This is a genomic window from Streptomyces sp. 6-11-2 (assembly GCF_006540305.1).
In the GTDB taxonomy this organism is placed as follows: domain Bacteria; phylum Actinomycetota; class Actinomycetes; order Streptomycetales; family Streptomycetaceae; genus Streptomyces.
Genome location: NZ_BJOR01000002.1, coordinates 381,906 through 400,343 on the forward strand (window position 1 = coordinate 381,906; position 18,438 = coordinate 400,343).

Sequence of the window (18,438 nt, forward strand, 5' to 3'; positions counted from 1 at the left end):
TACAAGGCTCCCGCATCAGCAGCCAACGATCGTTATCCGCGCTGAAACGATCGTTTGTACGACGGGCATCGTCCGCATAGGCTGCACGCCACACCACAACTGATGAGAACCGGGAGAGCATCGGTGAAGCCCATGTCATCCCTCCCCGAGACGCTTCAGCGATTAGACGCGCTCATCGAAGATCAGCAGCTGAGCCGTGCGGAACTCCTCGACCCGCGCCGGCCGGCAGGGAAGGCGGCTCTGCCGGAAAACACCGTCCGCACGCTCCTCGCCGGCGGAACACCACCCCAAGAAGAGGTGGATGAACGGGTCTGCGCACGTGGGAGAACTCTCGCCGACGCCCACCTGGCCCGGACCGGGGGACGAAAGTCCGAGCTGGTCGCCGCCGTGCACCGGCGGTGCGGCATCTCCGAGGCCCGGGCCCGACAGATCATCGACGGCAAGAAGGTTCCCTCCGCCGAACTCCTCCACGACCTGGTGAAGTTCTTCGACCTCAGGGACGCGAGAGAAGCGTTCTTCACCGACGAGGCCCCCGGCGCCCTCAACCGGGCACTCCTGCCGACCCTGGACAAGTACGAGCACCCCGAACAGGACCACGTCCAGGCCCTGCTGAAGAAGTACGGCGTCGTCGCCACAGACATGCGCCACCACGGAAGCCCGACCGCCGAGCAGCTCGAGACGCTCCTCGCCGGCGTCATCAAGTCCGTCATGCCCCCACAGGAGGACAACGGCCGATGAGTACCCGCGCCATGAAGTCTCTGCTCACCGCCCTCGGCAGGGAAGCCTCCAAGGCCATCCAGCGGCCGGACGAACCGAGGGCCGTCATGAACGCGTTCTGCCAGGCCATGAGCGCGCGCACGGGCCGCCCCATCCAACTGGCCTTCCGCGCGTTCCCCGCGGATCTGCCCGTCCCGGTCTCCGGCATGAGGATCGACTTCGGTGAGCGCTCCGTCATCGTGGTCGAGCAGAGCATGCACCCCGAGGCCCAGCTCGTCATCCTCGGGCACGAGCTGTGGCACGAGGAGAACGGCGACTGCGGTCACCACGTCGCCGGGATGAACGCGGTGGCCCGCGCCACCACCAGCGAGGCGCCCGAAGCCGTGCAGCGAGCGGTCGAGGAGATCCTCACCACGGAGGAAGTCCCACGGGACGCCCTCCTGACCGTCGCAGCCCGATCCGACTCGGTCGACAGTCACGAAGTGGACGCCGAGACCTTCGGCCTGCTCTTCGGCCGTGAGGTCCGCACGTGGGTGACCGGCCGGTACGCGGAGAGCCCGGTCAGCGCGACCACCGTGGAGGGCCGTCTGAACCTGTCGCTGCTGAACCGGGGTGGACGCCTTCTCTGATGAGCCCTCACTTCCACGTCCCGTACCTTCTCCCCACCGTTCTGCTCGCCATCGCGCTCACCTTCAAGGCGCCGACCTTCTTCCGGGCCTGGCGCGACCCCGACGTCAGGGCAACCACCCTGCTGCTGACCTGGGCCACGGCCGTGCTCATCGTGATCACCCCGATCAACATTCACCGGCTCAACGTGCTGACCGGCGTCCCGAACATCGCGGCGCCATGGGCGTACTCGTTCCTCACCGCGTTCAACGCGACCGGCCTGACCATGATCATCCGGTGGCGGGAAGCACCCTCCGAAGGCCGGCGGCGGCGGATGATCCGCATCTACTGGATCTACGCGGCCGTCGGCGTCGGCCTCTGGGCGACGTTCCTCCTGGCCGACGCCCCCGAACCCCGTATCTACGACCTCGACACCTACTACGCCGGCACGCCATGGATGCGCGAGCACATCCTGCTGTACCTGCTCGCGCACATGGTGTCGTCCCTGGTCGCCACCTACATGCTGTGGCGATGGCTGCCCGAAGTCACCAACCGGTGGCTGAAGACCGACGTGATCTTCCTACAGCTCGGGTTCGCCTCCGGGCTGCTCTTCGACGTCACCAAGCTGATCGCGGTGGGCGCCCGCTGGTTCGGCGTCGACCTCGACGCTCTCAGCACCAAGGCCGCGCCCCCCTTCGCGCTGATCGAGGCCATCCTGGTCGCCCTCGGGTTCATCGCCCCGCAGGCCGGGCCTGTCCTGCAACGGTGGAGCCGGGACCAGCGTGACTACTGGCGACTTCGGTCCCTGTGGCGCGTGGTCCGCGTCGTCAAACCCGCCGCGGTCGCCGTCCGGCTCCGCTTCTGGGCCCCGCTCGATCTGCGGCTGATGCAGCGCCGGCAGCGCATCCATGACGCGCTGCGCCTGCTCGCCCCCTACCTCGACCAGGTCCTCTACCGGCAGGCGTACGAGGCGGTCGCGGCCGCCCACCGCGCCGACGAGGCCCACGGGATCGCCGGGGCCGTCGCCATCCAGGCCGCGACCGACGCGTACCGCAACGAGACCCCCACCAGCAGCGGCCAACCCCCGCAGGCCGCAACCGACATCGCCGACCACATCGACGCCGTCTCCCGGGCCCTGTACCGCCCCCGCCTCATCGGCAGCATCCGCCAGCGGGTGACCAGCACAGAGAGCGTGACCGCACATGCCTGACACAGCCACCGGCAGACCTACCGCCATCGTCATCGGCGCCAGCGCCGCGGGTCTTTTCGCCGCTGCGGCACTCACCGAACACGCCGACGTCACCCTCCTCGAGCGGGACACCCTGCCCGACGGCCCCGAGCCCCGCCGCGGCGTTCCTCAAGCCCGGCATGCTCACCTGGTGTGGAGCGGCGGCGTACGCGCTGTCAACGACCTCGTGCCCGGCGTCGTGGACAGCGTCGTCGCCGAGGGCGGCCGCCTGGTCCACATCATGGGCGACATGGTCTCCCGAGCCCCCAACGAGGTGTGGTTCCGCCGTTTCACGTCGACGCACCACCGCAACCTCGTCAGCTCCCGCGACCTCCTCGACGCCGTGCTGCGCCGGCACGTCCTCGCCGACGAGCGGATCACCCTCCGTCAGGACACCACCGCTCTCGCCCTCGTGGGCGACGCCGACCGCGTCACCGGCGTCCAGGTCCGCACGGGCGACGACACGTCCGTCCTCACCGCCGACCTCGTCATCGACGCCTCCGGCCGCGGGTCCCGCGCCCCCCAGTGGCTCGAAGATCTCGGCCTGCCCCGCGTCACCGAGCGAGAAGTCAACGCCGGAGTCGCCTACGCCACCCGCATCTACCGCGCTCCGGGCACCACCGCCGACACGGACTTCCCCCTCGTCAACGTCCAGGCGAACCCGGCGAAGGCTCCCGGCCAGGGCGGAATCATCCTGCCCGTGGAGGGCGGCCGTTGGGTTGTCACGCTCTCCGGCACTCGCGGCGGCGAGCCCACTAGCGACCCGGATGCGTTCGTCGACTTCGCGCTCGGCCTGGGCGACCCTGTCATCGGGGAGCTTCTCAAGACCGCCGAGCCGCTCGGCGACGTCGCCACCACACGCAGCACCGCCAACCACCGCCGCTACTACGAGAAACTCGCCCACTGGCCCGACGGGTTCACCGTCCTCGGCGACGCCATCGCCGGATACAACCCCGTCTATGGCCACGGCCTCACCGTCGCCGCTCAGGGCGCCCTCGCCGTCCGCGACGTCCTGCGCACCACCCCGGTCACGGCTCCTGGGCTCGCGCGCCGTCTCCAGCGCGTCGCGGCCCGGCCCGTCGCCGCCGCCTGGGACCTGGCCGTCGGCCAAGACGCGTTCTACCCCGGCGCCAGCGCCACCCCGCCCACCGCCGTGGAGCGCTACCTCGCCGCGTTCGTCGACCGGGCAGTGGCCACCGGCGCCCGCAACCCGCGCGCGCTCGGCGCCCTCCTGGACGTCATGAGCATGGAGAAACCGGCAACCCGCCTGCTCTCCCCGGACATGCTCGTCCCGATGCTGCTCGGACCGAAGCGGCCGTTCCTGTCCAAGCCGCCCCTCACCGACGACGAGCGGTCCGCCGCCAACCCCTAACCGAGATCAACTTCGCCCGATTGGGCAAGCCACTGGGCCCCGTACGAGTGACGTACGGGGCCCTCCCGTTCCTTCAGCCGGGCACGGTGACCCGCACCATCGTGATGTGCAACCAGAAGGGCGGCGTCGGCAAGAGGACGACGATCACGAACCTCGCCGGAACGCTGGCCGCGTACGGGCAGCCCATGCATGTACGCCGGCGCCGACTCCCGCGGCTCACTCCGCGCGAGCCGGTGAACTAACCTCCAGTGCAGCGCGGTGAGTCCGCTTGGCCACCGGCGGCCATGTTGCTTGCCTCCACGACCGGAATGACGCAGACGGGTTTCGTGAGGTTGCGGGCCGTGCTGCTGTTGGTGGTGCGTGCAGGGAGTGGGGGCTTTGATCACACTGCCCGGCTGAGGTCCCTGTCGAATTCGTGGTGGCTGGGTGAGCCGATGTTGTCGCTGGTGGTGGTCCATCTGTGGCTGAAGGCGACGGGGATGTCGAGGGCGAGGAAGTTCTTGCCGTCCGCTGTGTGGGCCCGTAGGTGGAGTCGGTGTCTGGCGACGGGGACGGTCTGGGGAATGTGGAGGTTCCAGGTCTGTTTCCACGGTCCGGCGGGTGGTTGGGCGTCCCCCGACAGGCTGGTGCCCATGCTTGTCAGCAGGTCGGGCAGCTTGTAGCTCTTTTCCAGTATTTTCATGGGGCCGATCTTCATGATGACCCGGCAGGTGACCTGGGTCAGGTCGACCGTCTCTTTGAGGTGGCACTCCATGTCCCAGCGGACTTGGTCTCCGAGGCGTGGCAGTGCCGGGGTGCATGTGATGTCGAGGACGTCCATGACGTAGCTGTCGTCGCTCGAGTCCTCCACCAGGCGGTTGTTCATAGGAGTCACCCCGTGGTGTCTTGGGTGCGGAATGTGCCCTGTGGTCGCGTGGCTTGCCGCTTTGCCCTGGCGCCATGTGCTTGGCTTTCGATCACGGGCCAGGTGGCGGGAGTCGTACTGGATGTGCGGGTTCCGCGCTTTCGTCACTCGTTCGGGCTCACCCGGCTGCCGCGGCGGGGGCCGGCGACCGCTGCTGGGGAACGCCGCCGACCCGAGTGTGTTCCAGCGGGAATCCCCTTGGGGGTGAACCGGTGTGGGGGAGGACGTCGGAGTGGGCGGCCTCGCGGCGCTTTCTGGCGGGTTTTGGGGCGCGTGCAAGGTGCGTGGACCGTTGGGCAAAGGGCAGGTGGGCGCCGCGTACCGGGTGCCCTGGGGGTGTGAGGCCAGAACCCCGGCCCGATTACGGCGGGCCGGGGTTCTATATGGTGCTCATGGTGCGGTTGGGTTTAGTAGTCGAAGTCTTCACCGTGGTGGCGCTTGACCACCCGGAAGCTGCCCACCACTCCGTCCTTGACGTGGATGCCCTCGGTGTGGTGCACCTTGACGCCGTTGGCTTCGCTGTGGGGGCCGACGGTGGCGACGGGGGCGCCGTTGTCGCAGGTCGCGCCGCGGAAGAACTCGACGGTCCGCTTGCTGTCGTTGCGGATGTTGAAGCTCTTGGAGCCCAGGCCGCTCACCACGGTGATGCAGCCGTCGGGGTGGGCGGAGAACGACCGCTCGTTGATGAAGATCCTGCCGATCTCGTGGTGGCGCTTGCCACCCTCGCCGCGCTCGCCACCCTCGCCGCGCTCGCCGCCTTCGCCGCCGCGGCCGCCGCCCTCGTTGCCCTTGCCCTGTCCGGACTCGCCGCCCAACGGGGCGTAGGCCGGGGCGGGGGCCTGCTGGACGACGGCCGGAGCCGCCTCGGGAGCGGGGGCGGCCGTGGCGTAGGTGATGCCGGTCACGGCGAGTGCGGCAGCGGCGGAGACGGCCGCGGTAACGACCTTGGAACGGGTCATGATCATGGTGTCTTGCTCCTTCTGAGAGAGGCCGGCTTTGGAAGCCGGTGTGTGAATGAACGTACTGATCGCCGCCAAAGCTGTCATTTCGGGCATATCGGTACGACTGGTGTGAGAGAGCCGAACGGGGTACCCGGAGCACCCGGAGGCCCGTTTCTCCCACTGCTGACGGCGCGTCAATCTCTCGCAAATCCTGGGCAGATTGATGAGGGATTAGGCCTTCAAGGTGATCTCTGATGCCTGATCACCCGTGCGGCAGCGGGTCGCCTGGAATTACCGGCCCGAAAGACTCACCGGATTTCGGGGAGGACGGGTCACGGGCCGGATCGAGTAGGCCCTGCCCCGCCAGGGCCTTGTGCCGTCCGCCGTCCGCCGTCTGCCGTCCGCCGTCCGGTGGGGGGCTGGGCCATCATGCTGTGGTCAAGGGGGTGAGGGTCCGAAGGGCCCGAAGGCCGGGCCGATGACGACCCCTCACCCGGCGGGCGTCGGCGTCGGCGGTGCCGGTGAGCGCGGCCAGGTCGGCGCCCGCCGGTGAACGCGTCCGGCACCTCGATCTCATGACTGTGCGGCGGTCGGCGGGCGTGAGCATGCCGATCCGGGGCCACGGGCCGTCAGGGTCCGCCAGTGCTTGGGCCGCAAGGCGGCCGGCGCCAGCACCGGGGTTCGGGTCGCGGGCGGGCTTGGCAGGCCTGCCGCATCCCTCTTCGCGGGAGCGGGTCCGGGTCGAGGAGCGGGGGGCTTCGTTCAGCCACACCACGGTGTGCGGGGCGATGTCCGCGAGTGTCGGCCAGGGCCACCGTCGGGGCGGCCGGGGCTGATGGGATGCCACATCTGCCAGGAGGTCAAAAGCTCCCGCATCGCCTCCCCGCAAGGGCGTGGGGCTTGCAGGTGTAGGAGCCGCCGAATGAGAACCGCGCTGCCGCTGTGCAAAGCCTGAACCTACAGATGGCGCACCCGCCCGGCCAGATCCTGCCCCTTTCGGGGGGCCGGCGGCCCCGGTGGGCCGGCACGGTGGCCACGGACACAGCATCCGCCTGCCGGAGGCGGCGAGGACGGGTCGCTGATGCGGTGGCGGACAGTGTCTGTCTCGGCCGCCTCCGGCCAACTCGTCATTACTGGAAGGAGGGTCTGTTCCAGATGTTGATCAAGGTCGTGGAGTGATCTCAAGGTGGCTCGTGGGGATCTGACAGACGACCAGGAGGAGCGGCTGGAGCCGTTGCTGCCGCCGCCGACGAAGATGGCCTGGCGGCTCAGGGGCCGCCTCCCAGACAGCTCAGCGCCTGCATGGCCTCGTGCTCCATGCGTGACAGTTCGCGGAGGATGAGGCCTGCCTGTGCCAGGAACTGCGCATTGCCTGATTCGCCGGCTTTGGTCATCAGTGCTGCGACTTCCGTCCACAGGGTGGCTGCCTCGGCGTACAGCCCGTGGCCGGTGCGCAGGTGGCTGCTGTCGAACTGTTCGGTGCATTCGGCCAGGAAGTCGCGGTAGAGGTTACGGAACAGGGCGCCACCGGTGCCGGCCTTCTCCATCAGGAGGGCGGCCTGCGGTAGGTCCCGCTGCGGGCTGTCGGTTCGCTGGAGCCATGTGCGTACCCGCTCGCCGGCCTTTTCGATGCCTCGGTGGCCGAGGTTGGCGATGGGCGGGTTGAGGAATGCGTCGGCGCAGGCGGTGATGGCGGGAATGATCTGGCCCTGTGGGGAGGGCAGGTTCCTCGGAGCGGTGAGGGTGAATGACCGGTGCTTGGCGGTCATCGGGCCGCGTGCGGCCCTGGCCTGGGCGAGGCTGGTCAGGGCGGTGGATACCGTTCCGCCTTGCTGGTCGGTGTCCACCAGGTAGGCGTCGCGGTCGTCGTAGCCGTACATGGCGACAACATGGCCGCCGAAGTGCACCTTCGAGGTGAAGTAGTCCAGGTGGTAGCTGTCGAGCTGCAGTCCGACGGGGTGGCCGGCGTCGATGGGGGCCACCACGTTCTCCCAAGCCTTGCGAGGGGAGGTGGTCTCCTGGACCAGGAGCTCCAGCCCGAGTCTGGTGGCCAGGTTTCTGGTGAGGTCGAAAGGCCTGACCCGTCCCCCGAGGAAGGGGAAGCCCATGTTCTTGCTGTCCCAGTAGATGAAGGACAGACCGGAACCGAGGCCGAAGAGCATGGGCTCGGTCAGATCGAGTCCCTGGTGTCGCAGCAGTACCCCCAGAGCTGTCGTCTCACAGTGCTGCGTACCGCGGGCATCAATGTCTATCACCGTGGTCATGCCATGCTTTCCTGGATGGAGATGATCAGCCGGGCCATCAGTTCTTCTTGTGGTGCCTCTGCCGGCCCGACGAGATAGGCCTCAAGTACGGGCAGTTCGTCGTTCGTCTTGCACGCCATCATGGTGGACTCTCCCACCGTGGGAGAGTCCAACGCTGTATTCATTGCCCCCAGGCCCCCTACGTCTCTTCGCCGTCGTCATCGCTTGGAGCGTCCGGATCGCACGGCGGGCGCAGGCCCTGGCCGGGCCGCTGTCTGAAGCCCAGCCCGCTGGGCGGTCACTGCCGCGTGGTCCGTTCGATCATGACCGGCCCAGGCCGGCTCCCCGGTCGGCAGCGACCTGCGGGGGCCGGGGGAGGGGCACCGGGTGTGCGGCTTTCGCCTTTGGTCACCCGTTCGGGCTCACCCGGGCGCCGCGGGGGAGAGCGGTGGACGCTATGGGAGAACACCGCCAACGGGGTGTGTTCCAGCGGGAGTCTGCTTGGAGGTGCACCGATGAGGCGGGAGGTGGCCGGCGCGGGCAGCCTCGCACTGCCTTCGGGCCGGTTTTAGTATGGCGTGAAAGGCGCGTGGACCGTGAAGCAGCGGTCGGGTGTGGGCGCCACGTGCCGGTGCCCGGGGGACGGAGACCAGAATCCCGGCCCGATTGCGGCGGGCCGGGATTCTAGATGGTTCGCTTGATGCGGTTGGGTTTAGAACTCGTCGAAGCCGAAGTCGTCGAAGTCGAAGTCGCCCTTGTGGTGACCGACGACTCGGATGCTGGCCACGATTCCGTCCTTGACGTGGACGCCCTTGGTGTGGTGCACCTTGACGCCGTTGGCTTCGCTGCGGGGGCCGACGGTGGCGAGGGGCGCGCCGTTGTCGCAGGTCGCGCCGCGGAAGACCTCGACGGTCCGCTTGCTCTCGTTGCGGACGTTGAGGCTCTTGGAGCCCAGGCCGCTCACCACGGTGATGCAGCCGTCCGGGGCGGCGGAGTACGTCCGCTCGTTGATGAAGATCCTGCCGATCTCGTGGTGGCGGCGCTTGCCGTGCTCGCCGCGCTCACCACCCTCGCCGCGCTCGCCGCCTTCGCCGCCGCGGCCGCCGCCCTCGTTGCCCTTGCCCTGTCCGCCCTCGCCGCCCATCGGGGCGTAGTCCGGAGCGAGTGCCTGCTGGGCGACGGCCGGGGCCATCTGGGGAACCGATGCGGGGGTGGCGGCGGCGTAGGTGATGCCGGTCGCGGCGAGTGCGGAAGCGGCGGAGATGGCCGCCGTGACGGCGGTGGAACGGGTCATGATCATGATGTCTTGCTCCTCTCTCTGAGGGGCCGGCTGTGAAAGCCGACGTGTGATTGAAGTTAATGACCACCCCCAAAGCTGTCATTTCGGGCGCATCGGAAGGGCTGGCGCGGGGGAGCCGAACGGGGTACCCAGAGCACCCCCAGGCCCGGCTCACCGATTGCTGATGAGTCGTCAATTTTCTTCAAATATCAGAGAGATTGATGAGGCATTAGGCCTTCAAGGTGATCTCTGACGCCTGCTCACCCATGCGGCAGCGGGTCGCCTGGATATGCCGCCGCGGACGACATCAGATCTCGGGACAAGCTGGCCACGTACCGGATCACGGCAACCCCGCCTTGTCAGGGCCTTACGCCCAGTCCGGCCGTCATCCGGTGTGGACCGGGCCACCGTCCCAAGAGGGTGAGAGCCCCAAAGCCCGGGCCCCATGACGCCCCCTCACCCGGTCGGGGCGTGCTCGCGCGATCCGTCCAGCCCGCGGTATCGGCGCAGGTCACATCGCCACCCAGCTGCCGATCCGGCGGCGGTGCGCGGTCGGCAGGGTGCCCCGCAGGCCCTGGCTCGCGAGGATGTCACGGCGTCCGTGGCCGCCTCCCACTCGCCGTCGTCGACAAAGCTCGGGGCAACCACCGGCTGAGACCCCGGATACAGGGGGTCCCCGTGCCCCGGCTCAGGCAGCCTCCTCCAGGGCGTCCTCGTGCTGCGCGGGATGATCCGGTGCTGTCCGGCCAGGCAGCAGCAACAGACCGATGCCCAGGGCCAGGCCCAGCGAGAGCAGGAACGGGAACCGCCCGTCGTACGCGAAACCCCGCACGGCGAAGCGGGACAGGGCGGCGACGCTCGCGGCGAGGCCGAGCCATGGCATCCAGGAGCGGCGCCGGTCGGCGTCCGGACGCGTCCGTTCGTACAGTGCGGCCAGATTCCGCTCCAGCGGTCGCAGCGCCGCCACCAAGCCGGCGAGAACGAGCCCGAGCACCAGCAGCCACGGCACCCGCAGCGCCCACCATCCAGCGGACCCGAAGGCGGGCTCAGGTGCGAGGGCGGTCAGGTAGAACGCGGCGGCCACGATCAGCACCGGCAGCATGTGCCACAGATACAGCGTCATGCTCGCACCACCGACCGGCTGCACCAGACGCCACACCCACTCGCGGTCCAGAAGCCTCCGCACAGTCGGCGCGACGAGAAGACACACGCCGGTCTGGGCCACTACCCATGCCAGCATCGCCACCGACGGTGGGTCGGTATTGCTGGGCGCCTGCCCAGTCACAAAGATCAGACTGACCGGGAACGGCCCGAGAGCGATCAGCACCGCGAAAGCCGCCCCACCGCCCACCGCCATCGCGGCCGGCAACAGCCGACGACGAGTCAGCAGACCGTCCCGCCAGCAGAAGCCCAACTGATAGGCCACACCCCACACGAGCACGTAGTCAGCCAGCCCGACATACGGAGCGTGCACCGTCACCACCAGCGCGTCAACGGCCGCGGCTACCGTGCCCATGACGATGGCAACGCGCAGACCCCATCGCCGGTGCGCCGCGTGCAGCAGCGGCGTCAGGGCGCTGAGCAACAAGTACACCGGCAGGAACCAGAACTGCATGGCCATCGCCCAGCCCACGAGTGCAAGCGTGCCCGGGTCCACACCGACCGCCGCACAGATGCCGACGGCGAGCAGCACAAGACCGCTGTAGGCGCCCGTCGGAAGCAACAGCCGCAAGGCACGCTGCCCCACCCAGCCAGTCGCGGAACCACCCGCCGCGCGGGCCCGCGACCAGGAGCCCCCCGCGGCGTGGCCGCCGGCCAGGAAAAACAGCGGCATGATCTGAAAGCCCAGAGTGAGCCACTGAGTCCAAGGAACTGTCGCCAACAGCTCAGGCGCGGTGATCCGTCCGTCGCTCTCCCTGACCAGGCCGGTGATCAGCCAGTGGCCGAGCACCACCAGGACGATCGCCCACGCGCGCAAGAAGTCGACGTAACGGTCTCTGCCCATGCCTCGTCATGCTGCCCGAAGCCCGACCTCCACGCCGCGAGAACTCCGCGCCGCAACCATTCCGTGCCCGATACGACACACTCCACCACCGAACGGCGGCTCGGCACACACCGTGGCCATCTCTCGAACCCCGGCGTCCTGTGGTGGCCGTCCGTCGAAGGTCGCCCCGGGGGACTGCGAGGCTCGGCACGCGGTCGAGTGCGTCAACGAGTGGCTGTGACCGGCCACTTCACGATGCCGCCGCATAACAGTGAATGGTCACCAGTTGAGACGGGCCCCATCGTTGCTCGACCGTGGCCATCAGTTCCCAGCCCAGCCGCTCGTACAGGGCTGCTGCGGCGGTATCGGATGCCACGACGTCGAGCACCGGATGCAGGCCACGACGTCGTGCCCCCTCCACGGCTTGGCCGACCAGCAGTGCACCGATGCCGTACCCCCTGGCCTGCGGGGCGACGAACAGCCGGCTGACCACTGCGGTCAGGGCCTTGGCCGTCCCGTTCCGCTCGCTCCACAAGCCGGGGGCCAGATCGCCTTCACTGTTGCGGGACAAGCTGACGTGGCCAACGAGACGGCCGCCAAGTTCAGCGACCCAGGCCTCCAGCAGGGAAGCCTGCGACAGCCACTCATCAGGCTGGTCGGGCCAGTTCACCGGGTAACCATCACATTGATGGACTTCCTCGAGAACCCGCACACACATCTCGACAGCGCTGTCAGCCCTCGGCCGGATCCGGAGATCTGACCGTTCCACACCAGCCCCGGAGTTCGCGATGTCCACTTCGGTATGGAAGCACAGGTCGCAGAGCCACAACCAACCACTTTCGATACGCGCACGCTGCTTCGCACGCGTCCCTCCTCGCCCCATGAGCGATGTCAGCGGCGACTGGAATGCTGCCTCCGTCGGAGACACCGATGGCAGGAGCCGTGCGTGGGAACGTCGATGCAGTTGCCGCTGCCGACCTCGTCGCCAGTACCATGCCGGACGTGACCCGGACGCTCTGCGTCGCGCCGATCGAGCGTGATCACGCCGATCATCGCTCCGTCGAGATCGAATACGAAAAGACCAGGGCGCGGCGGGGGCACCTTCGCTCCACCAGTGATCGGCAAGACGTCCCTAGCCTTCCCGCGCCCACGGCCGCAGCTTCTCCGGGTTGCGGACTGCCCAGATCCGGGTGACGCGCCCGTCGAAGACGGCGAACGAGGCTACGGTCAAGACGACGCCGGCACGTTGGGCCACCAGGCCCGGCGCACCGTTGACCGACCGCTCCAGGAGTTCGAGCCCCGGAGCCTTCTCGGCAATGGCGACCATGTACTGGGCGATGCGCGCCCCGCCCTCGACCGGGCGCAGGACGGTGCCGGCCAAGCCGCCGCCGTCGGCGGTCATCACGGCGGCCGGGTTGAGGAGACCGACGAGGGCTGCGATGTCCTTGGTCTCCCATGCCTCTTTGACGTGCCTCACCACGTCGGCCTGGCCGGTCGTCGTCACCGGAGCGCGTGCGACGCTCACCCGCCGCCTGGCGGAGGCTGCCAACTGCTTGCAGGCCGCAGGGGTCCGGCCGAGAGCGTCGGCGATCTCGGCGAACGGGTACCGGAAGACGTCGTGCAGGACGAACGCCACTCGCTCGGCGGGCGTCATCGACTCCAGGACGACGAGGAAGGCCATGGCCACCGACTCGTCCAGGACGATCTGGTCGGCGGGGTCTGCCGGGCCGGTGGGGCCGGCGCCGCCCGCGTGGTCCCACTCGGTGCGGTCGGGCAGCGGCTCGGGCAGCCACGCGCCGACGTAGCGTTCACGGCGGGCACGCGCCGAGCCGAGCACGTCCAGGCAGATGCGGCTGGTCACCGTCGTCAGCCAGGCGCCGGGGGACAGGATCTCCTCCTGCCGGCTACGTGGCAGTCCGTACCAGCGTGCGTAGGCATCCTGTACTGCGTCCTCGGCCTCGGTCACCGAACCGAGCAAACGGTAAGCGACATTGATCAGTTGGCGTCGTTCACCGGTTATGTCATTTGTGCTGGTCCCGACAGTCCCCATGCTTTCGGCCGCCCCCTCGCCTTACCTTTCGCAGGCCTGTGTCGTCGGCCTGGTGAGACCTTATCGATCTACTGCCCGAGGGCGGAAAAGAGAACTGCGACATGGCCACTCAGGTGACGGCGAACGCAAAGCGCAGCCCCTCGTTCCTGCAGATCGCGATCGCCCTGCAGACCCTGACCATCTTCCTTCAGGCGGTCTCCGCCGGACTGGTGCTGACCTCGTCCTACGGAGAGACGCTCCACAGTGTCGGAGCCCGTGTGATGTACGGGGCGTCGATGCTGTACGTGCTCGCGGCGGTGCTGGCCTGGAAGCCGGGCGGCGGCTCGCCCCGGCCGATCTGGCACGCGTCAGGTTTCCTCGTACTCGCCTCGGTCCAGGTCGTCCTCGGCATCGCGCACGTCCCGTCGGTCCATCTCCCCCTGGGTGTCTTGATGTTCGGTCTGAGCGTGCTGGCGCTGGCCCGGCGCCAACGGTGATGTGAACGAAATCAAGTGAGGCGTCACGACCGATGCCTGAGACTTCCGGTGCTCGCGCAGGATCCTGCGCTGGGGGCGGTGGTTATGCGTCGAGCTCCGGTGGCTACCCTCGTCTCTCCGTCTCTCCGTCTCTCCGTCTCTCCGTCTCTCCGTCTCTCCGTCTCTCCGTCTCTCCGTCTCTCCGTCGGTCCGGAGTGGAGGGAGCAGACTGTGCGCAACGCCGCCGTGACGCCCGAGGGGGACCGGATCCGCTGGGTCGAGCTGACGGGGCACGAACCGTCACGCGTCTACGTCCATGGCCTGGGTGCCACGGCGCCGGCCTACTTCACGGAGGTCGCGGTCCATGCTCTGCCGGCCGGCCGCCGTTCACTGCTGATCGACTTGCTCGGGCACGGCATCAGCGATCGGCCCACGGGCTTCGACTACACGCTGGAATCGCACGCCGATGCCCTCGCCGCGGCCCTGACCTCCGCCGGTGTCGCCGGCGCCGAGGTGATCGCGCACAGCATGGGCGGCTCGGTGGCCATCGTCCTGGCCACCCGGCACCCCCAGCTGGTCTCCCGCCTGGTCCTGGTCGACGCCAACCTCGACCCGATCCCGCCCAGCCCCACCTCCGCGGGCAGCAGCGGCATCGCCGCGTATTCCGAGCAGGAGTTCCTGGCGGGCGGCCGGGAAGACATCCGTGACCGGGCCGGTTCCCACTGGTGGTCCACGATGCGCCTGGCCGGCCGGGAGGCACTGCATCGCAGCGCGGTCCACCTCACCCGCGGCACCGTCCCCACCATGCGCGAGCTCCTGCTGGACCTGAAAATTCCCCGCACCTACCTGCTGCCCGAGGCCGACGGCCCGCTCCCGGGTACTGGCGCGCTCACCGAAGCCGGGGTGGCCGTGGTCCCGATCCCGGACTGCGGGCACAACATCATGCTGGACAATCCGGAAGGCTTCGCCCGCGCCACCGCGGCGGCGCTGGCGGACTGACACCAGCAATAGGCTGGCCGTCCGCGGGGGCAGAGCGTGACGTGAACAGGGCTGCACGGGCTCCCCGTGTGTGGCGACGAATACGCGGCGCGGTCGCGGGTCCGGTACGGCCCGCCCTTCACGCTGTGCGCGGTCGTCCGGCGCCGCTGCACTCGGGGCCCCGGGCTCGCGGCAGCGCCCGCTCGACGCTCTGGCGTCCTTCCTCGAGGGCGTCGCGGGCGGCCCCGGAAGGGCTCTCGCCGTAGGGCGGATCGCCCGCGTGGTAGCTCTCGGGTCCCTCTCCGGGAATGCTCGACACCAGGACGAGCATGCGCACCCCGAACGGTTGAGTTCGTGCCGTCGAGGTTCGTTCGTAGGATGAGGTGTTCTGACGGGTGCACACGGTAGGGAGGCTGTTGGTGCTGGCTGCCGTTGCCGGTTCGCCCGGACCGCTCGCCGAGGTCCTGACGCTGCGTGACGTGGACGGGCCTGCGGCTCCTGGCACGGGGGAGGTCGTGGTGCGCATGGTCGCGTCGACCGTCAACCCCTCGGACGAGATCACTGTCTCGGGTGCCTACGGTTCGCGGACTTCGTTTCCCATGGTCCCGGGGTTCGAGGGCGTGGGTGTGATCGACGCTGCCGGTCCGGGGGTGCCCGCTGCGGCGGTGGGCCGGCGTGTCCTGCCGCTGGGGTCTGCTGGGGCCCGGCAGCAGTACAAGCGACTCGACCATTCCTGGTGTGTTCCTGTGCCGGACGATCTTCCCGATGAGGTCGCCTGCTTCGCCTACGTCAACCCCCTGACCGCCGTCATGATGGTCGAGCGGTTCTGTCGGCCGGGCGTGCGGAATGTGGTGGTCACAGCGGCGACATCGGCCATCGGGCGACACCTGGCGGAACTCCTGACCGATCGCGGTGTCACACCGATCGGGGTCGTGCGGGGAACGCCGGGGCGGACTGTGGCCGAGCCGTCCCGGTGGCGGGCCGTGATCCGGACGAACGAGCCCGGGTGGCGCGAACAGCTGCGGTCGGCGATCGGCCCCCACGGCGTCGATGTGGCCTTCGACTGCGTCGGTGGCGGCGTGGGCGAAGAGGTGTTCACGCTGACGGCCGGCGGTGGCGTGTTCGTCCACTACGGCCTGCTGTCGGGAACGCCGCTCTCGGTGGAGTGCCTCAACGGCCGCAGGGACGTACGCGTGGAACTCTTCCGTCTGCGCGACACCGTTCAGAAGGACGGCGGACAGCACCTGTCCGGGCTCTTCGCGCCGGTCTTCGAGAACCTGCGCCGCGGACGCCTGCGCACGGCCGTCGGGAAACGCATCGGGCTCAGCGAACTCGCCGGCCACCTCAAAGACCCGGCAGCCGGACCCGCAGGGAAAATCCTTATCGAGCCGCAGAGGTGACAACCGGGGCATTCCCGGTCGGCGCCGTTCCAGGCGGAAGCACCCGGGCGCGCAACGCACGAGAGCCTGGGTGGACTTGACCTCCCTAGTCCGGAGATGGACGACAGGGCCAAGACCGTCCCTGCAACATGGCACGCCAGAGTACGTCTGCCCTGGGAGTCTCTCTTCACCTGACGGCCGTAGTCTCATCCGTGCTTGCGCAGGTACGCCTCCAGCTCGGCGGCCCCGGTCAGCATCGCCCGCCCGCGGGCGGACAGCCGGCCGTGCCAGTCGCTCAGTGCGGCCTCCAGTGGCTCCAGCCCGCCGGCCGCCCGCACCTGGGCGATCAGCGGGGCGATCTGCTCCAGCAGGTAGCCGCCGCGCCTGAGTTGGTGGGCCAGCCGGGCGTCCCGTACGTCGGCCTCGTCGTAGACGCGGTACCCGGTCCGCGGGTCGCGGCGTGGGCGCACCAGCCCGGCACGTTCCCAAGCACGCAGCGTCGCTGGCCGGATGCCGAGCTTTTCCGCCAGCGGTCCGATGAACGTGCCGCCGGGCCCGGACACCGTGGCCTGCTCGGACGCCGTGGTGGGCTCCAGGTCACGGAGGGCGTTCTCCACGGCTCGGAGGGTCCGCCGGTCGTCGAGGAGCTGTGCGTGGCTCTCGTCGATGAGACGGAACGCCTCGTCGGCCGCGCCCTCGTTCACCGCCCGCATGATCGACGTCGCCGTCCGGTGGCCGTGGCCGGGCACCAGGGCGACAAACGCGCGCAGGGCCCCCGCGTGCAGCGAGGTATAGGTGCGGTAGCCGTGGGGTGTGCGACCGGCGGCCGGGAGGATACCGGCTTCCTCGTAGTTCCTGATCGCCTGCGTGGACAGACCGTGCCCGCGTGCCAGATCAACCGGCCTGAGCCGCTCGCCGTTTTGAGAGTTTCTCCCCATGGAGCCGACGATATCGAGGAAAAGTTTCAATCGAGAGTTCGACGATACCGTTGAAGGCATGGTTACCGACATCAAGGACACCGCCCATGCCGTCGAGGCGGCGGCCGTCATGAGGCTGCTCCCGGCCCGGCCGCGGCTGCTCGCCCTGGGCGAGCCCACCCACGGCGAGGACGCTCTGCTCACCCTGCGCAACGAGCTCTTCCAGGAACTCGTCGAGCAGGAGGGGTACCGGACGATCGCGATCGAGAGCGACTGCCTGAAGGGTCTGGTCGTTGACGACCACGTCACCACGGGAACGGGCACCCTCGACGAGGCCATGGAACGCGGATTCAGCCACGGCTGGGGCACCTTTGAGGCCAACCGCGAGCTGGTGCGCTGGATGCGCGCCTACAACGACGGCCGGCCCGCGTCCGAACGGCTCCGCTTCGCCGGTTTCGACGGCCCGCTGGAAATCACCGGCGCCGCGAGCCCCCGGCAGGCCCTCACCGCACTCCACACCTACCTCTCGGTTCGGGTGGACGCGGACCTGCTCCCCTGCACCGCGGAAACACTCGACCGCCTGCTCGGCGCCGACGACCGGTGGACCAATCCCGCCGCGATGATGGAACCGGCCCACTCCGTGGGGCAGTCGGCCGAGGCCAAGCAGCTACGGCTGCTCGCCGACGATCTGGCGGCGCTGTTCGACGCGCAGACACCCCACCTGCTCGCGGCGACCTCGCAGGACGACTGGGACCGGGCACGCCTTTACGGGCGCACCGCCACCGGCCTGCTGCGCTATCACCACTGGATGGCCGACACCTCACCGGCCCGCATGACGCGGCTGTGTGCGCTGCGGGATGTGATGATGGCCCACAACCTCCTTGCCGTTGCCGCTCGCGGCCCGGCACTCGTCCACGCCCACAACTCCCACCTCCAGCGGGAGAAGAGCACGATGCGGATGTGGCAGGGGCCGGTGGAGTGGTGGAGCGCCGGTGCGCTGGTGAGCGCCCAACTCGGTGAGGAGTACGCCTTCGTGGCCACGGCTCTCGGCACCATCCGGCACCAGGGCGTGGACGCCCCGTCCGCGGACACCGTCGAAGGGCTTCTGTACGCGCTCCCGGAGGACCGCTGCGTCATCGACGCCCCGCGGCTGGCCACCGTCCTCGGCGACACCCCGCCCGCGCCCCGCGTATCCCCCTGGTTCGGCTACTCCCCACTCGACCCGGCCCAACTGGCGGACAGCGACGCGATCGTGTTCGTCAGGGACGTCCCGTAGACAGAGCGCTACGGCTACGGATGGCACGGGCGCCGACGGGCCGGTCGTACGAGATCCGGCCGCCGACCACCCGCGGCTCGTCGCGGACCCGCTGCGGTGAGACGCGCAT

At 69.1% G+C, this 18,438-nt stretch carries 19 protein-coding genes and 1 pseudogene; 9 read left to right on the forward strand and 11 right to left on the reverse strand.

Annotated features, from left to right (window positions below):
- Positions 1 to 132: 132 nt before the first annotated feature.
- Genes TNCT6_RS37870 through TNCT6_RS41510 form a run of 5 tightly spaced genes read left to right on the forward strand, consistent with a single transcriptional unit; the run spans position 133 to position 4,165 of the window.
- Complete coding sequence (locus tag TNCT6_RS37870) at positions 133 to 738, forward strand: hypothetical protein (protein ID WP_253266528.1); 606 nt, start codon at positions 133 to 135, stop codon at positions 736 to 738.
- Positions 735 to 1,346 (forward strand): toxin, encoded by a 612-nt coding sequence (locus TNCT6_RS37875; protein ID WP_141367685.1) that lies wholly within the window; start codon positions 735 to 737, stop codon positions 1,344 to 1,346. The genes TNCT6_RS37870 and TNCT6_RS37875 overlap by 4 nt, the downstream gene beginning before the upstream one ends.
- Positions 1,346 to 2,533, forward strand: a complete 1,188-nt coding sequence (locus TNCT6_RS37880) for an MAB_1171c family putative transporter (protein WP_141367686.1) — start codon at positions 1,346 to 1,348, stop codon at positions 2,531 to 2,533. Before TNCT6_RS37875 ends, TNCT6_RS37880 begins: the two co-directional genes overlap by 1 nt.
- Positions 2,526 to 3,923, forward strand: coding sequence for an NAD(P)/FAD-dependent oxidoreductase (locus tag TNCT6_RS37885; RefSeq protein WP_141367687.1), 1,398 nt, complete (start codon positions 2,526 to 2,528; stop codon positions 3,921 to 3,923). Before TNCT6_RS37880 ends, TNCT6_RS37885 begins: the two co-directional genes overlap by 8 nt.
- Before the next feature lie 20 nt (positions 3,924 to 3,943).
- Entirely contained in the window at positions 3,944 to 4,165 is a 222-nt protein-coding gene (locus tag TNCT6_RS41510; protein ID WP_141367688.1) for a ParA family protein, read from the forward strand.
- A 140-nt stretch (positions 4,166 to 4,305) separates the two neighbouring features.
- Here the strand turns inward: TNCT6_RS41510 and TNCT6_RS37895 are convergent, their stop codons facing one another.
- The 9 genes and pseudogenes from TNCT6_RS37895 to sigJ form a co-directional block, all read right to left on the reverse strand.
- The gene (locus TNCT6_RS37895) at positions 4,306 to 4,788 is read right to left on the reverse strand and encodes a hypothetical protein (RefSeq protein ID WP_141367689.1); all 483 of its coding nucleotides are present in this window, start codon (positions 4,786 to 4,788) and stop codon (positions 4,306 to 4,308) included.
- 446 nt (positions 4,789 to 5,234) lie between these two features.
- Positions 5,235 to 5,792, reverse strand: a complete 558-nt coding sequence (locus TNCT6_RS37900) for a hypothetical protein (protein WP_253266529.1) — start codon at positions 5,790 to 5,792, stop codon at positions 5,235 to 5,237.
- A 1,244-nt stretch (positions 5,793 to 7,036) separates the two neighbouring features.
- Positions 7,037 to 8,032, reverse strand: coding sequence for a BtrH N-terminal domain-containing protein (locus TNCT6_RS37905; RefSeq protein ID WP_141367690.1), 996 nt, complete (start codon positions 8,030 to 8,032; stop codon positions 7,037 to 7,039).
- Positions 8,029 to 8,169, reverse strand: a complete 141-nt coding sequence (locus tag TNCT6_RS40340; protein WP_172633302.1) for a hypothetical protein — start codon at positions 8,167 to 8,169, stop codon at positions 8,029 to 8,031. Before TNCT6_RS40340 ends, TNCT6_RS37905 begins: the two co-directional genes overlap by 4 nt.
- A 554-nt stretch (positions 8,170 to 8,723) precedes the next feature.
- Positions 8,724 to 9,311, reverse strand: coding sequence for a hypothetical protein (locus TNCT6_RS37910; protein ID WP_253266530.1), 588 nt, complete (start codon positions 9,309 to 9,311; stop codon positions 8,724 to 8,726).
- Between the two features lie 667 nt (positions 9,312 to 9,978).
- Positions 9,979 to 11,295 carry an acyltransferase gene (locus tag TNCT6_RS37915; protein WP_141367691.1) on the reverse strand — a complete coding sequence of 439 codons (1,317 nt, stop codon included), beginning with the start codon at positions 11,293 to 11,295 and terminating at the stop codon, positions 9,979 to 9,981.
- 229 nt (positions 11,296 to 11,524) lie between these two features.
- Positions 11,525 to 11,986 (reverse strand): GNAT family N-acetyltransferase, encoded by a 462-nt coding sequence (locus TNCT6_RS37920; protein WP_141367943.1) that lies wholly within the window; start codon positions 11,984 to 11,986, stop codon positions 11,525 to 11,527.
- Between the two features lie 269 nt (positions 11,987 to 12,255).
- Positions 12,256 to 12,378, reverse strand: a pseudogene (locus TNCT6_RS41515) (GNAT family N-acetyltransferase); the annotation flags it as partial.
- A gap of 28 nt (positions 12,379 to 12,406) precedes the next feature.
- Positions 12,407 to 13,324 carry an RNA polymerase sigma factor SigJ gene (gene sigJ, locus TNCT6_RS37930; protein ID WP_141367692.1) on the reverse strand — a complete coding sequence of 306 codons (918 nt, stop codon included), beginning with the start codon at positions 13,322 to 13,324 and terminating at the stop codon, positions 12,407 to 12,409.
- A gap of 101 nt (positions 13,325 to 13,425) precedes the next feature.
- Between sigJ and TNCT6_RS37935 the strand changes: the two genes are divergently transcribed.
- Together TNCT6_RS37935 and TNCT6_RS37940 are read left to right on the forward strand one after the other, a co-directional pair.
- Positions 13,426 to 13,800, forward strand: a complete 375-nt coding sequence (locus TNCT6_RS37935; RefSeq protein ID WP_141367693.1) for a hypothetical protein — start codon at positions 13,426 to 13,428, stop codon at positions 13,798 to 13,800.
- A 210-nt stretch (positions 13,801 to 14,010) separates the two neighbouring features.
- Entirely contained in the window at positions 14,011 to 14,778 is a 768-nt protein-coding gene (locus TNCT6_RS37940) for an alpha/beta fold hydrolase (protein WP_141367694.1), read from the forward strand.
- A gap of 118 nt (positions 14,779 to 14,896) precedes the next feature.
- On the opposite strand, the gene TNCT6_RS37945 is transcribed toward TNCT6_RS37940, so the two are convergent.
- The gene (locus TNCT6_RS37945) at positions 14,897 to 15,076 is read right to left on the reverse strand and encodes a hypothetical protein (RefSeq protein WP_141367695.1); all 180 of its coding nucleotides are present in this window, start codon (positions 15,074 to 15,076) and stop codon (positions 14,897 to 14,899) included.
- 100 nt (positions 15,077 to 15,176) lie between these two features.
- On the opposite strand from TNCT6_RS37945, the gene TNCT6_RS37950 reads away from it, so the two are divergent.
- Entirely contained in the window at positions 15,177 to 16,157 is a 981-nt protein-coding gene (locus TNCT6_RS37950) for a zinc-dependent alcohol dehydrogenase family protein (RefSeq protein WP_141367696.1), read from the forward strand.
- Positions 16,158 to 16,342: 185 nt separating this feature from the next.
- On the opposite strand, the gene TNCT6_RS37955 is transcribed toward TNCT6_RS37950, so the two are convergent.
- Positions 16,343 to 17,074, reverse strand: a complete 732-nt coding sequence (locus TNCT6_RS37955; RefSeq protein ID WP_141367697.1) for a TioE family transcriptional regulator — start codon at positions 17,072 to 17,074, stop codon at positions 16,343 to 16,345.
- A 58-nt stretch (positions 17,075 to 17,132) separates the two neighbouring features.
- Here TNCT6_RS37955 and TNCT6_RS37960 point away from each other — a divergent pair, with 58 nt between their 5' ends.
- Positions 17,133 to 18,329, forward strand: a complete 1,197-nt coding sequence (locus tag TNCT6_RS37960) for an erythromycin esterase family protein (protein WP_141367698.1) — start codon at positions 17,133 to 17,135, stop codon at positions 18,327 to 18,329.
- Positions 18,330 to 18,438 lie beyond the last annotated feature (109 nt).

Excerpts from the sequence above, each read along its gene's own strand:
- TNCT6_RS37870 (WP_253266528.1), top strand. The coding sequence starts at position 133 with ATGTCATCCCTCCCCGAGACGCTTCAGCGATTAGACGCGCTCATCGAA.
- TNCT6_RS37875 (WP_141367685.1), top strand. The coding sequence starts at position 735 with ATGAGTACCCGCGCCATGAAGTCTCTGCTCACCGCCCTCGGCAGGGAA.
- TNCT6_RS37880 (WP_141367686.1), top strand. The coding sequence starts at position 1,346 with ATGAGCCCTCACTTCCACGTCCCGTACCTTCTCCCCACCGTTCTGCTC.
- TNCT6_RS37885 (WP_141367687.1), top strand. The coding sequence starts at position 2,526 with ATGCCTGACACAGCCACCGGCAGACCTACCGCCATCGTCATCGGCGCC.
- TNCT6_RS37895 (WP_141367689.1), bottom strand. The coding sequence starts at position 4,788 with ATGAACAACCGCCTGGTGGAGGACTCGAGCGACGACAGCTACGTCATG.
- TNCT6_RS37900 (WP_253266529.1), bottom strand. The coding sequence starts at position 5,792 with ATGATCATGACCCGTTCCAAGGTCGTTACCGCGGCCGTCTCCGCCGCT.
- TNCT6_RS37905 (WP_141367690.1), bottom strand. The coding sequence starts at position 8,032 with ATGACCACGGTGATAGACATTGATGCCCGCGGTACGCAGCACTGTGAG.
- TNCT6_RS37910 (WP_253266530.1), bottom strand. The coding sequence starts at position 9,311 with ATGATCATGACCCGTTCCACCGCCGTCACGGCGGCCATCTCCGCCGCT.
- TNCT6_RS37915 (WP_141367691.1), bottom strand. The coding sequence starts at position 11,295 with ATGGGCAGAGACCGTTACGTCGACTTCTTGCGCGCGTGGGCGATCGTC.
- sigJ (WP_141367692.1), bottom strand. The coding sequence starts at position 13,324 with ATGGGGACTGTCGGGACCAGCACAAATGACATAACCGGTGAACGACGC.
- TNCT6_RS37935 (WP_141367693.1), top strand. The coding sequence starts at position 13,426 with ATGGCCACTCAGGTGACGGCGAACGCAAAGCGCAGCCCCTCGTTCCTG.
- TNCT6_RS37955 (WP_141367697.1), bottom strand. The coding sequence starts at position 17,074 with ATGGGGAGAAACTCTCAAAACGGCGAGCGGCTCAGGCCGGTTGATCTG.
- TNCT6_RS37960 (WP_141367698.1), top strand. The coding sequence starts at position 17,133 with ATGGTTACCGACATCAAGGACACCGCCCATGCCGTCGAGGCGGCGGCC.